General features: G+C 44.6%; 14 protein-coding genes and 2 tRNA genes. 6 read left to right on the forward strand and 10 right to left on the reverse strand.

Features of this window, described 5'->3' with window-relative positions:
- The first annotated feature begins 145 nt into the window (after positions 1-145).
- The 3 genes from AC5YBX_RS04585 to nagP all read left to right on the forward strand — a co-directional run bounded on the left by AC5YBX_RS04585 (position 146) and on the right by nagP (position 4,045).
- The gene (locus AC5YBX_RS04585) at positions 146-1,267 is read left to right on the forward strand and encodes an ISAs1 family transposase (RefSeq protein WP_494524430.1); all 1,122 of its coding nucleotides are present in this window, start codon (positions 146-148) and stop codon (positions 1,265-1,267) included.
- Between the two features lie 92 nt (positions 1,268-1,359).
- Positions 1,360-2,496, forward strand: a complete 1,137-nt coding sequence (gene nagX, locus AC5YBX_RS04590; protein ID WP_494519809.1) for a transmembrane glucosamine N-acetyltransferase NagX — start codon at positions 1,360-1,362, stop codon at positions 2,494-2,496.
- A gap of 244 nt (positions 2,497-2,740) precedes the next feature.
- The gene (gene nagP, locus AC5YBX_RS04595; protein WP_494519808.1) at positions 2,741-4,045 is read left to right on the forward strand and encodes an N-acetylglucosamine MFS transporter NagP; all 1,305 of its coding nucleotides are present in this window, start codon (positions 2,741-2,743) and stop codon (positions 4,043-4,045) included.
- Positions 4,046-4,343: 298 nt separating this feature from the next.
- On the opposite strand, the gene AC5YBX_RS04600 is transcribed toward nagP, so the two are convergent.
- Together AC5YBX_RS04600 and AC5YBX_RS04605 are read right to left on the reverse strand one after the other, a co-directional pair.
- Positions 4,344-4,419: transfer RNA gene (locus AC5YBX_RS04600), tRNA-Thr, on the reverse strand.
- A 21-nt stretch (positions 4,420-4,440) separates the two neighbouring features.
- A tRNA-Phe gene (locus tag AC5YBX_RS04605) sits at positions 4,441-4,516 on the reverse strand.
- 380 nt (positions 4,517-4,896) lie between these two features.
- On the opposite strand from AC5YBX_RS04605, the gene AC5YBX_RS04610 reads away from it, so the two are divergent.
- Positions 4,897-5,451: a cytochrome b gene (locus tag AC5YBX_RS04610; RefSeq protein ID WP_494519807.1), complete on the forward strand. Its 555-nt coding sequence runs from the start codon at positions 4,897-4,899 to the stop codon at positions 5,449-5,451.
- A complete protein-coding gene (locus AC5YBX_RS04615) occupies positions 5,448-6,023 on the forward strand; it encodes a YceI family protein (protein WP_494519806.1) in 576 nt (191 codons plus the stop codon). Before AC5YBX_RS04610 ends, AC5YBX_RS04615 begins: the two co-directional genes overlap by 4 nt.
- Before the next feature lie 138 nt (positions 6,024-6,161).
- Here the strand turns inward: AC5YBX_RS04615 and AC5YBX_RS04620 are convergent, their stop codons facing one another.
- Positions 6,162-6,803, reverse strand: a complete 642-nt coding sequence (locus AC5YBX_RS04620) for a trimeric intracellular cation channel family protein (protein WP_494519805.1) — start codon at positions 6,801-6,803, stop codon at positions 6,162-6,164.
- Positions 6,804-7,263: 460 nt separating this feature from the next.
- On the opposite strand from AC5YBX_RS04620, the gene ltaE reads away from it, so the two are divergent.
- Positions 7,264-8,271 (forward strand): low-specificity L-threonine aldolase, encoded by a 1,008-nt coding sequence (ltaE, locus tag AC5YBX_RS04625; RefSeq protein ID WP_494519804.1) that lies wholly within the window; start codon positions 7,264-7,266, stop codon positions 8,269-8,271.
- 140 nt (positions 8,272-8,411) lie between these two features.
- Here the strand turns inward: ltaE and AC5YBX_RS04630 are convergent, their stop codons facing one another.
- From AC5YBX_RS04630 to AC5YBX_RS04660, 7 genes are all read right to left on the reverse strand, one after another.
- Positions 8,412-8,633 carry a hypothetical protein gene (locus tag AC5YBX_RS04630; RefSeq protein WP_494519803.1) on the reverse strand — a complete coding sequence of 74 codons (222 nt, stop codon included), beginning with the start codon at positions 8,631-8,633 and terminating at the stop codon, positions 8,412-8,414.
- 207 nt (positions 8,634-8,840) lie between these two features.
- Complete coding sequence (locus AC5YBX_RS04635; RefSeq protein WP_494519802.1) at positions 8,841-9,218, reverse strand: cytoplasmic protein; 378 nt, start codon at positions 9,216-9,218, stop codon at positions 8,841-8,843.
- 451 nt (positions 9,219-9,669) lie between these two features.
- Entirely contained in the window at positions 9,670-9,882 is a 213-nt protein-coding gene (cspE, locus tag AC5YBX_RS04640) for a transcription antiterminator/RNA stability regulator CspE (RefSeq protein ID WP_110456523.1), read from the reverse strand.
- Between the two features lie 374 nt (positions 9,883-10,256).
- A complete protein-coding gene (locus tag AC5YBX_RS04645) occupies positions 10,257-10,472 on the reverse strand; it encodes a hypothetical protein (RefSeq protein WP_494519801.1) in 216 nt (71 codons plus the stop codon).
- Positions 10,473-10,588: 116 nt separating this feature from the next.
- Entirely contained in the window at positions 10,589-10,801 is a 213-nt protein-coding gene (gene cspE / locus AC5YBX_RS04650; protein ID WP_110456523.1) for a transcription antiterminator/RNA stability regulator CspE, read from the reverse strand.
- 546 nt (positions 10,802-11,347) lie between these two features.
- Positions 11,348-12,496, reverse strand: coding sequence for an L-threonine dehydrogenase (gene yiaY / locus AC5YBX_RS04655; protein WP_475516140.1), 1,149 nt, complete (start codon positions 12,494-12,496; stop codon positions 11,348-11,350).
- Positions 12,497-12,914: 418 nt separating this feature from the next.
- Positions 12,915-13,388, reverse strand: a complete 474-nt coding sequence (locus AC5YBX_RS04660; RefSeq protein ID WP_475516141.1) for a LabA-like NYN domain-containing protein — start codon at positions 13,386-13,388, stop codon at positions 12,915-12,917.
- Positions 13,389-13,571: the final 183 nt, after the last annotated feature.

Here is a 13,571-nt window from a genome sequence, read left to right on the forward strand (position 1 = left end):
TTTGAATCAATAACAGGCCCTAAAAGTCATGCTTTTAGCAGGGCGAGATCGCGAACATAATTTGAGCTATTAGGGTGATATTCGCTCAAATAGCTGGACGGGCCATACTGGCTGTGATCTTATGCTCTCTTTTGTGGAGAGCCCTATGAACTCCGGTGCATTTCAACAGTTCTTCAGTTCCTTAGAAGATCCTCGTCAGTCAGCCAAAGTCGAGCATCTATTTACTGATATTTTATTCCTCGTGGTTTGTGCCTCAATAGCTGGGGCGCAAGGTTGGGAAGATATCGAAGATTTTGGCGATCTCCACTTTAACTGGTTTGCCAAAAAAGGATTGTTTAAGAATGGGTTACCTGTTCATGACACTATTGCTCGAGTCATATCGAGAATAGATAGCGAGCAGTTTCAGTATTGCTTTATCGACTGGATGAAGTCTGTTGTTGAGTTATCCGACGGTCAGCTTATTGCGATAGATGGTAAACGGCTATGTAGTTCATATAATCGCGAGAACAGACTGTCAGCCATCCACATGGTAAATGCCTTCGCAACAGAAAATAACGTCGTGCTTGGGCAAGTTAAAACCGAAAGTAAGTCGAATGAAATTACCGCCATTCCCGCATTACTGGCGCTGTTGGATATAAAAGGTTGTCTGATATCAATAGATGCCATGGGATGTCAGACAGATATCGCCGAACAAATTATTGAGCGGGGTGGAGATTATTTACTTGCCGTAAAAGGTAATCAAAAAACACTGCATAATGCCGTTCGTAAGGCGCTTGGCAGCGAGATTGACGAAGAAGTGCTTTGCTTAGAGAAGCAGCACGGACGTAACGAAGCCAGAGCCTATTGTGTTATGGACGCAGGCAGCTTAGCCGACGCTTTCCCTGAATGGAAAGGGCTTAAAAGTATTGGTGTTGCGTTAAGCTATCGTCGAACGAAAAGCGGCAATGAATCCCTTGAGTACCGTTATTACATCAGTTCGGCCAAACTGAGTAAGGCTCGTTTTGCCAATGCAGTACGCAGCCACTGGGCGGTTGAAAATAGCCTGCATTGGGTATTGGACGCGTCGATGAAGGAAGACCAATGTCAAATATATAGAGGCAATGCGGCGGAGGTATTGTCTGGAGCAAGGAAGATAGCGTTGAATATGCTCCGAGCGGAAACAACTCGAAAAATCAGTATCCCACGCAAACAGAAGCGTGCACACGGCAGCACTGATTATCTGGAGCAGGTACTAACAGCAGGCTTAAAGACGTTGGGTGATATTTAAGCATTCATGCTCTCACCCTGATGCTTTTAGGGCCTTGCGCTATCTAGTGATAGATAAACTACATCTTTATAAACATCATAGGAAGTATGCCAATGCAAGCCGAACAGGCCAAGATGGCTAAGCCGAGATTAATGTCACTCGATGCTTTACGGGGCTTCGATATGTTTTGGATCTTAGGCGGTGAAGCCCTATTTGCCGGCCTCTTCGCTTTGACCAGCTGGCAAGGTTGGCGCATTGCCGATGCTCAGATGCAGCACAGCCAATGGCACGGGTTTACCTTTTATGATTTGATTTTTCCGCTATTTATTTTCCTTTCGGGCGTCGCCCTTGGCTTATCGCCCAAGCGGCTTGATGCTTTGTCTTGGTCTGCGCGCTGGCCTGTGTATCGTCACGCAGTAAAGCGTTTGTTATTACTGCTATTTTTGGGTGTGCTTTATAACCATGGTTGGGGGGGCGGGGTGCCTGCATCCTTAGATGATGTCCGTTATGCCAGTGTACTTGGGCGCATTGCCTTTGCCTGGTTTTTTGCCGCCATCTTAGTGTGGCATACCAGTTTGCGTACTCAAATTATCGTGGCGCTGGGGTTGCTGATTGGCTACGGTGCGATGCAATTGCTGCTGCCAGTACCGGGTGGGGTGGCAGGTGATTTATCGATGGAGGGTTCGATTAATGCGTATGTCGATAGTCATTTTCTCCCCGGGATCACCTACCAAGGACGAGCGATGGATCCCGAAGGGATACTATCCACTTTACCCGCGGTGATTAACGCCCTTGCTGGGGTGTTTACCGGGCGCTTTATTGTTAAAACGCACCCCAAAGGGGAGTGGACTAAAGTGGCGCTGTTGCTGCTGATTGGCGTTAGCGTATTAACTTTAGGCTGGTGGTGTGATGGCTTGTTGCCAGTCAATAAAGATCTGTGGACCAGCTCGTTTGTGTTGGTCACTACCGGCTGGAGCTTGTTGTTACTTGGCGTATTTTATGCGCTGGTGGATGTGCTGAAATGGCATAAATTGGTTTATGTTTTCGTGGTCATCGGCTGTAACGCCATCATCATCTATTTAGCCTCTAGTTTGGTGAAATGGGATTATATGGCACGCAGTCTCTTTGGTGGGCTCATCGATACATTACCCGCCAATGCGCAGATGTTGGCCGCCACGCTAGCCTTATTGCTGGTGCAGTGGTTGTTACTTTTTTGGATGTATAAGCGTGACATATTTATTAAGGTGTAATTTTTACTGCTGAGTGGTTTTATTGTCTTTTAGCCCGTTAAATCTTGCTGTTAGTACTTGATTTTATAAAAACCCAAAATGACAGCGTTGTCTTTTTGAAGTTTATGTTTTAACATCGATGAAACAAGGTGGCAAAGAGTCTGGTTGAATAAGCGTCGCCATTGTCATAAGTACCATTATCAATACTGAGCCGGTATCGGTTAACCCCATACCAATATATTAATTACTATAAGAAACTTGGCTTATGGAAATGACATTAAATAGCGAAAATAAGCGCAGCAGCGTGATCCCGATGGCGATTGTCGCAGGACTGTTCTTTATATTAGGTTTTGCGACGTGGTTAAATGGGTCGTTAATGCCTTACCTCAAACAGATCCTGCAACTCACCCCTCTACAAGCATCGTTAATCCTCTTCTCTTTTTATATTGCGGTGACATTTACTGCCTTACCCTCGGCATGGGTGATCCGCAAAGTAGGCTACAAGAGTGGTATGGCTTTAGGTATGGGGATCATGATGTTGGCGGGCTTACTCTTTATTCCCGCGGCTAAAACACAAATATTTGCGCTGTTTTTATTGGCTCAGTTAGTGATGGGGACTGGGCAAACTTTACTGCAAACAGCGGTAAACCCCTATGTGGTAAGAATTGGTCCAGAAGAATCGGCAGCAGCGCGCGTTAGCGTAATGGGGATTTTAAATAAAGGTGCGGGTGTGATTGCCCCTATGGTGTTTACCGCACTCATTTTAGACAGCTTTAGTGATCGCGTCGGCATAGAGCTTACCCAAGTGCAAATTGATGAAATGGCAAATAGCCTAGTGTATCCCTATATGGGAATGGCGTTATTTATCGGCTTTTTAGCCATTTTAGTGAAGAAGTCGCCATTACCTGAGCTGGCTAAGGAAGATGATGAAACCTTAAGCGGTAAAGGGCACACTCGCGAAGCGTTATCGCACCCTAATCTTGCTTTAGGTGTGGTTGCGCTATTTTTCTATGTCGCGGTAGAGGTCATTGCTGGCGATACCATAGGTATTTTTGCGTTAAGTTTAGGGGTCGAAAAATATGGCGTCATGACCTCATATACCATGATCTGCATGGTGTTAGGTTATATCTTAGGTATATTAACTATTCCGCGCTTTATCTCTCAGCCCACGGCATTAACCATCTCGGCTCTATTGGGTATCTTGCTGACGATGGGGATTTTATTGGGGAATAATGAGTCCTATGTGATAGCCAACACCCTATTGGTGCCGTTAGGTGGGGTCATGCTGCCCGATACCTTGCTGATGATCGCCTTTTTAGGTTTAGCTAACGCCATCGTGTGGCCTGCGGTGTGGCCTTTGGCGCTGTCGGGGATGGGTAAGTTGACCAGCACCGGCTCGGCATTGTTGGTTATGGGGATTGCCGGTGGTGCGTTTGGTCCCCTATTTTGGGGGCTAACCAGCTCAGCCACCTCTTTGGGATTACAAGGCGGTTATATGGTGATGTTACCTTGTTATCTGTTTATCCTGTTTTATGCCTTGAAAGGCCATAAGATAAAAAGCTGGAAGTGAGCCAGTGATCGAATAACAGGATTATCAAAAGGAGCGCAGGCTCCTTTTTTTATGGGCTATTTTTATTGATAACAAGCCACTATCTTTTGTTTATCTACAATGATTAAAGGAGAGAGGGGGATAGGGGACGTTGGCATTATGTCGCTTTAGCTTAGCAGGGGGCGCCAATGATCTACATAAGAGAGATTGATTAGCCTGATAAGCTCAGCCTAATCGATAACGTCTATTTTAGGGATAGGATGATGAGGTAAATTTTAGACATAAAAAAACCACTCAAAGAGTGGTTTTTTTATTTTTATGGTGCCGGCACCAAGAGTCGAACTCGGGACCTACTGATTACAAGTCAGTTGCTCTACCAACTGAGCTATGCCGGCTTAACTGTTACATCTAAATAGTGGTGCCCGAACCCGGAATCGAACCAGGGACACGAGGATTTTCAATCCTCTGCTCTACCGACTGAGCTATTCGGGCAAACTAAACTAAGCGTTAGTTAACTACTTCAAACCAGGTGTTTGTAACCCGTCTCGTTTGGAGTGCGCGTATAATATAGCGATGATATTTTTCCTGCAAGTGCTTTTTTAGATAAATTTAACTGCATGGTCAGTTAGTGTGCGAAGTGGTTTTTTTTTATCAAAAACGCTGCTTTTTGATACGAGATGAGCGGGGGGACGGGGATCGAGAGAGAGCTTAATCGCCAATGATTCGACACATTTTGGCTTCCAGTGAGCCGATTGAGCTGATGATTTTTAGGTTTTTCTAAAAAATAGAACGTTATTGGCTAAATTACGCGCTATTACCCTATTAAAGTCGAAAGTAATATCGGCAACAGAATTAACTTGTGGGGTAAAACCGTGATTAACAATACGCAGAACCGTTATGGTGCGGTCAGTATGGTATTACATTGGGCATCGGCACTGGTGGTGATCGGCTTATTTGGGCTGGGTTTCTGGATGGTGGAATTAACGTATTACAGTAGTTGGTACCAAACGGCGCCAGCATTACACAAGAGTATGGGGATTCTACTGCTGCTTGCCACCGTTGTTCGCTTGATGTGGCGCTGGGGCAATCCTAAACCTTTGCCGTTACCACAGCATAAGCGTTGGGAAAAGCGGCTCAGCTCTTGGGTGCATGCTCTGCTGTATCTATTGTTAATGGCCATTTTTGTCAGTGGCTACCTGATCTCTACCGCCGATGGGCGCAGCATACCGGTATTTGAGTTGTTTGAGCTGCCCAGTATGGGGGAGTTATTTGCTGGTCAAGCCGATATTGCTGGCCTAGTGCATCAATATTTGGCCTATAGCATTATCGGCTTGGTGATCGTACATGCCCTAGGGGCGATTAAGCATCATCTAATAGATAAAGATTCTACATTAATCAGAATGACTACATTTAAGGAGATAAAATGAAGCAGGGTATATTAAGCAGCGTTATTGCTGGTGCACTTTTAATGTCGGCGCAAGTGAATGCCGCCGATTATGTTATCGACACTCAAGGCGCGCATGCCTCGGTGCAGTTTAGTGTCAGTCATCTTGGTTACAGCTTTGTGGTAGGGCGTTTTAACGACTTTGCTGGTGACTTTAGTTTTGATAGCAGCGATATCGGCGCCTCTAAGGTCAATGTCACTATCAATACTGCCAGCATCGACTCTAATCATGCTGAGCGCGATAAGCATCTGCGTAGTAGTGATTTTTTGAATGTGGCCAAATTCCCTAAAGCTACCTTTACGTCGACATCTGTAGAACCACAAGGTGATGGCGAATTTGTACTTAAGGGTCAGTTGAGTCTTAACGGTGTGACCAAAGAGGTCACTATCGATGCACACTTGGTGGGTGAGGGGAAAGACCCTTGGGGCGGTTATCGTGTTGGCTTCGTTGGCCAAGCTGAACTGGCACTAAAAGATTACAATATTAAGATGGACTTAGGGCCAGCCTCTAGCCATGTTAACTTAGATTTAGTGGTTGAAGGTATTCGCCAGTAAGCTTAAAGCTTAGGTAGGTTCATCATGGCTTAGCTGCTTACTTTATATAAGTAAACTAACATAGGTAATAAGCATAGGTTAGCTAAATAGCGATAAGCTAAAGCCTCGAGACCTGCGGGTATAGAGGCTTTACTGTACTTAACTTGCCTCACTATCTTGATGATATTGATAGTTAAATTTTGGCATGCTCCAGTGATAACGAATGGCTAGCATTCTAAAGCCAAAACCAAAGGTCAGTGACAGGGCTAAATTAAGCCAACTGGTTACTGCAAAATGATCCAGAGCGATATACAGGCTCGCCGTGAGCAACGCGACTAAGGCATAGAGCTCTTTTTGGAACACCAATGGTACTTGGTTACACAAAACGTCTCTGATCACGCTGCCAAATACCCCCGTGACCACGCCCATCACAATCGCCATTACAGGGCTAAAACCCAGCATTAAGGTTTTCTGCGCGCCAATGATTGAAAATACGGCTAAGCCGAGTGCATCTATGGTTAAAAATAATTTGGATAAATAGCGCATCACCGGTGCAATGATCACTGTGAGTAATGAGGCAAAAGCTATCGCCACTAAGTAATGCACATTCTCCACCCAGATCAAAGGGTAGTTACCCAGCAACATATCTCTGAGTGTCCCGCCGCCAATGGCGGTAGCACAGCCGATGATCACCACGCCAAACAGATCCATTTGTTTGCGTCCAGCACAGAGTGCGCCGGTCATGGCTTCGGCGATGATGCCAATAAACCAAAGTAAGGTGATAAATTCAGCTTGTTGCATCTTTTGCTCTCGTTGATCAAATGGAGCGGGATTTTGCCTGATGACAAGGCAAATTGACAACGATATTTTTTATAGTTTTTAATTAGTTTTATTAATGCTGCGTGGGTGCGCTATTGAAGGTTTTTACTGATGTGGCGCGATATCTTACTCGATTTGATTTTGTTTTTTACTTAGGGATTTTTATGCATAGCCATAGTTCCTCATCGCGATTAGGTGTTGAGCTAGATCTTGGTGCCATTTTAGGGCTGACAGATTAAAGCACTTTGTGTAACCACTCACTTTACTGGATCTTTAAAGGCTTTGGTTTTAAAGGCTCTGGTTTTTAATCAAGCAAAGGTTTTATGACGCTTTTTCAATAAGGCGCTGATCAATAAAAAATCCTCTCCTATGCTGGCGAGGATTTCAGCCGAGGAGTAAGATGCCTGCACTGTGTATTGTGTAGCGATAGGATAGGGGAATAATGATAGATTTTCGCAGTGATACGGTAACTCAGCCAACAGTGGCGATGCGTAAAGCAATGGCCAGCGCCGAGGTTGGCGATGATGTCTATGGAGACGATCCCACGGTTAACCGATTAGAGGTGATGGCGGCAGAACGCTTTGGTTTCGATGGCGCCCTGTTTACCTCGTCGGGCACTCAAGCCAATTTGCTGGCGCTGATGTCGCATTGTGAACGGGGCGATGAATACATTTGTGGGCAACAGGCGCACAACTATAAATTTGAAGGGGGCGGCGCCGCAGTACTTGGCAGTGTGCAACCGCAGCCATTAGCCAATCAGGCCGATGGCTCTATATTGCTGAGCGATATTGAAGCGGCCATTAAACCCGATGATATTCATTTTGCTAAAACCCGACTGCTTAGCTTAGAAAACACCATTGGTGGCAAGGTGTTATCGGCACAATATTTGGCAGATGCTCAAGCGCTAGCGTTTAATCATCGTCTTAAAATCCATCTTGATGGTGCCCGGGTCGCCAATGCGGCTGTGGCCCAGGGGCTGGCGATAAGTGACCTTACCCAATATTTTGATTCTGTGTCTATCTGCTTGTCAAAAGGCTTATGTGCGCCAGTGGGCTCGCTGTTGTTGGGTGATGAGCGTTTAATTAACAAGGCGCGGCGTTGGCGCAAAATGCTCGGTGGTGGCATGCGCCAAGCTGGCATACTGGCCGCTGCCGCAGAGTTGGCACTTAACGAGCAAGTCGAGCGTTTAGCGATAGATCATGACAATGCCCATTATCTTGCCGAGCAGTTTCAGGGCGTGGCAGAGTTTGAGGTGAATGTCGCCGAGGTGCAGACGAATATGGTGTTTGCTAAAGTCAGCGATAAACTTGATATCACTGCCATTGCTAAGGGATTAAAAGCACAGGGGATATTATTAAGCCCTGGTTCGGTTGTGCGTCTGGTGACCCATGCCGATATTAGCCGCAATGATATCGATACCTTTATTAAGACACTTAAAGCTCTACTGTAAACTAAGGTGGTTAGCTACCAACAACAAGCCATCCTCAGGGAGGCTTGTTGCTGGCGCCCATTAATTATAGTAACCGGTTCTTGCTAGCTTAAGCCGCTTGTTATCTGACGAATAACATCTAGAGTAAGCGTGCTGTTACGTCACTCTTCTTTGCCGTTTTCTTGTTTACTCAGATCGTCTTTAACTGCAATGACCGCGTCACGAGAAGCGTGACCAATGGCGCGAGTGACATCGCGAGTGGTATGGCCAATTTCAGTAGTAACATCGCGTGTAGTATCGCCAATGGTACGTCCGGTTTGTTTAAGTTCGGCGCAACCACCTATGCTGAGCAGTGCGATAAGAGGAATAACAATGACTTTCATATGGGCTTATTTCGATAGGTGGTGAGGGTATTCTAACCCTTTCTCTGAGCCAGTAAAGGCTTGCGTGCTTAAGTGTAACCTTGCAAGGCTATAGCAATGAGTGTCATTAACTTATCGACAGATGAAAGTGACGGACGGAGGAGATCAGTTAAGGGGATGATTAATAAACTACCTCCAATGACGGAGGTAGTATCGGAATACTGGTGGCTATCCTTGAAGTGAGTCGAGTTTAGATAATCTCTGCTGATAGTCTTTGATAAGGTGCACCATGATTTCTTGTACCGAAGTGTCTTTAGTGAAGTCATCCATATAGATCTTAAAGGTGACCAAGACATGACCGTTGCACTTGAGACGAGAATAGTTCATCGAGAAATAAGAGCTTTCAGCATCGGCTTCTCTAACAACAAATCCCTCTTGTTCAAAGATACGATGGCCGGAGCGATCGTGCCATTTGGTGATACGGTTAAGGCCTATTTCGCATGATTCGTTAAATTCGACATGGTTTTGCCATGTGGTGGGATGAGCAGGATCTTTAATGTGTGGGCATCGAACTGTGTAGTTGTAAACATGAGAGATTGCTGTCATAAATTACCTACCTGAATTATGGATATCAATGCCATCATAGGCATCGCGTTTCTTTTCGGTCAATGTTTATTCGACTCAAAACATAGAGAAAACTGATTGAGTACGTAGAGTTATAAATCGCTGTCGACCTTTTGTAACACGACTATAGCAAGCATAACCTGTGCAATGTCTCATTTCTCATAGTCTTACATATTTTATATTACCACTGATTAATAAAGCAGCAGCTAATCGAGTCGTATTGAATTGAGCTATGGTCTAGATTGCAGGTGGGTCAATTAAAGACCTTGGCGGGAATGGTAAGAGGTAATGCAAACAGATAAATACAAAGTTGGCTGTTCAAAAAATTATCAGGTTTATCGGTAGGTATTAAAGTTCAGTACGAAATATAGGTACAAAAAAGGCGACCTAAGGTCGCCTTTTGTTCGGAGTTAAGCGGGGGTAATGTAGCTGCTTATGCAGGAACTACGTTAGCCGCTTGTAGGCCTTTTTGACCTTGCTCAACTTCGAAAGAAACTTTTTGGCCTTCTTCTAGGGTCTTGAAACCGTCAGAAGCGATAGCACGGAAATGAACGAACACGTCAGCGCCGCCATTTTCTTGAGAGATAAAGCCAAAACCTTTATCTTCGTTAAACCATTTTACAGTACCAGTAGTTGTATTAGACATTGTGTGTCCCTTATTTAAATTCATTAAAAAGTATCGCGATAGTGCGATGTGCTGAGTAGCTGAATTATTAATTATTACGAGAAGCTAAGGGAAACGCTGAGTACAAAAAGGGTGAGGATTTGGCTTAGGGTTTTACTTTTACTTTTACTTTTTTAATAACTCTTGAACAACAGAGCGAGTGCATGATAACACGCTTTATCGACTTTGCACGCTTTATTTTGGCCTAACGCTAGAGCTTTCTCGACTTTAGCAAGCTAATTTGTTGCTAATCAATATGTTGATGTTTTATTTTTAGTCATTTTATTTTGTGCTAAAGCCGAGCGTGACCATGGTTAACTTGCTTTATTGTCGAGCTTAATGCGGAATCTGTCTTTTTAGGCGGTTTTAATGTTGTTAGCGGCATAGGTTAGCGCCATAGGAGAGGGGCTGTTAGGGGGGGCATTACTGGGATGGCGATACACTATGGCTAATATAAGGGTTATAGCTAAAGCGGTGATATTGTCGACGCAGCGCTTAGAAGCAATGGGCTTAACTAGCGAGTGTTTAGTGGCGTGGTGTTTCGTCATATGGTAGTTAGTGTTTAGTAACATAGTGCTTAGCTATATGGAGATGGAGCTTAGCGTTGAGTCGTGGTCATATTGTAGGCACAAAAAAGGCGACCTAAGGTCGCCTTTTGTTCGCAGTTAAGCGGGGGTAATGTAGCTGCTTATGCAGGAACTACGTTAGCCGCTTGCAGGCCTTTTTGACCTTGCTCAACTTCGAAAGAAACTTTTTGGCCTTCTTCTAGGGTCTTGAAACCGTCAGAAGCGATAGCACGGAAATGAACGAACACGTCAGCGCCGCCATTTTCTTGAGAGATAAAGCCAAAACCTTTATCTTCGTTAAACCATTTTACAGTACCAGTAGTTGTATTAGACATTGTGTGTCCCTTATTTAAATTCATTAAAAAGTATCGCGATAGTGCGATGTGCTGAGTAGCTGAATTATTAATTATTACGAGAAGCTAAGGGAAACGCTGAGTACAAAAAGGGTGAGGATTTGGCTTAGGGTTTTACTTTTACTTTTACTTTCTTAATAACTCTTGAACAACAGAGCGAGTGCATAATAACAGGCTTTGATGGTTTTGCACGCTTTATTTTTGCTTGTGTGCAGGTGTTTTTGCTGTCGCTGGGCTTAATGCCATAGCAATCATAACCTTAAGGCATAATTTGGTTTTTATCTAAATTGCGCTAATTGCTAATCGGTGAGGATTTAGCTGCTGGTGCTGTGTGTTTGGACTGCTATTTCTACGTTGTTTTAATAGAAAAGCGCGCTCAGTAGTTGACTGAGGCGCGCTTACAGCAAGCAGAATCTTTGCAGGGAAAAAGCAAGCTAAGGCTATTTTAGCGTAAATACAACTAAAGGACTAGTTGTGTGTTGTCCGCCAGCGTGCTTTATTCCGTGCTAGCTAAGAGCTACAGTATTATTAAAGAGCCCGCTCAAAAATCTGACAAATCTCGGCGTGGGTTGCTTGTTTTGGATTAGTAAAGCCACAAGCATCCTTAAGTGCATTATCGGCAAGTGTTGGAATGTCTTCTGCTTTAACACCGAGTTTACTCAGATTCTCAGGGATCTTCACCGCAACCGAGAGTGTCTTAATTGCATCAATTGCCGCCTGAGCACCTTGTTCATCACTCATTGTACTCACATTAACTCCCATCGCTTTGGCCACATCTTTTAGACGAGTCGCTGCAACTTGTGCGTTATAAGCTTGCACATGAGGCAGTAGCAGCGCATTACATACACCATGGGGCAGATCGTAAAAGCCACCGAGCTGATGCGCCATTGCGTGCACATAACCTAGGCTTGCATTGTTAAATGCCATGCCAGCTAAAAATTGAGCGTAAGCCATCTGTTCACGGGCATTAATGCTTTTACCATTTTCAACGGCTTCTATAAGATTTTCCTGAATGAGCTCGATAGCTTTTATTGCGCAGGCGTCGGTAATGGGGTTAGCTGCCGTTGAGACGTAAGCTTCTACAGCGTGAGTCAAAGCATCCATTCCTGTAGCAGCCGTTAGTCCAGCAGGCTTAAGTAGCATTAACTCAGGATCGTTTACCGATAAGATTGGGGTGGTGTGTTTATCAACAATGGCCATCTTAATGTGGCGCGCTTCATCGGTAATAATACAGAAACGGGTCATTTCACTGGCGGTACCGGCAGTGGTGTTAATGGCAACTAAGGGTAATTGTGGCTTAGTTGACATGTCTAAGCCTTCGTAATCTTTAATACTGCCGCCATTAGTCGCGACTAAGGCGATCCCTTTAGCGCAATCATGGGATGACCCTCCACCTAACGAGATGACAAAGTCACATTTATTGGCGGTGAGCAGTGTCAGGCCCGCTTCGACATTAGTTAATGTTGGATTAGGTTGCACGCCGTCAAATACGGTTGAAGTAATACCGGCGTTTCCCAGTTTTTCTGCCATTTGTCCAACAAGGCCAATATCCACAAGAGGCTTGTCGGTTACGATCAATGCTCGTTGAAAGCCTAATGTTTTGATATCACCGATAGCATCGTCAACTGCACCTTGTCCTAACACGTTAACTGATGGGATAAAAAATTTAGCAGCCATTAAAATCTCCTTATCATTGGTTGGTACCTAAACGTTACCTAGTTATCTGAGCTAGGTATCTCATTTAGGCATGTAAACGTTCTGCTTTGGCTGTCCCTAACCTAACAACCTCACCTAAGTAAAAGCGTGATCTAGATCGGGTATTTGCCGGGGGTAGACGAATCGGGGGGAGGAGATGACGATAAATACGACAAACAATGTAAATTAACTAATGATAACTTACCCACTTGTCTTTTAAGGATTTTTTTGTTATCAAAATATGGTGGCGCAAGCCAGTTTATGGGATGTTTGTGTCGAAACGATGCAATCGTAAGCCTAAAACGAGCACGCTTTTGTCCCCTACGGCTAATGGCGTGTAGAGGGTGTCGTCCATGCCCCCTATTTAGCTTTAATATGTTCGAGCTGAGTAGGTCAATAATCAAAGCAGCAGCGCAGCATCTATCTCATGAAACTGATCCGTCGCATCGATTAGTGCTTTGGCCGTCAATTTGGGTACGCCATATACTTGGGTTTTTAATGCATATTTTTGGTTGATGTGTTGCAGTAATAATGCAAAATCACCATCACCAGAGAGCAAAATAATGCTGTCGACTTCATTAGCTGATTCCATGATATCAATGGTGATGCCCACGTCCCAGTCGCCTTTAGCACTGCCATCACTGCGCTGAATAAACGGCTTAAGTTTCACATCGAAGCCTATGTGTTTGAGCGCATCTTGAAACTTCAGCTGGCCATCGTCCCCCCTATGAATGGCATAGGCATTAGCGATGACAATATCGCCTTCATAGCTTAGGTGTTGCCACAACTTACGGTAGTTAAATTGGCGGCCATAAGCTTCTTTACAGGTGTAATAGATATTTTGCACATCGACAAATACGGCGAGTTTTTTCAAGGAGTGTTCCGAAGTTGAGCATGATTGCGCCACTATAGCACAAGGGCTGCGTAGCCACAGTCTTCACCTCGCACTAGCCATAAGCATCGCGCCTAATCACTCGTACTTTTGTTGTACCATGCAGCTGCAGCACTGTGGTGAATTATGACTCCTTTGTGTCATTTTCTGGTAATTAGGTGGCAA

This window comes from Shewanella sp. 492 (assembly GCF_059338445.1).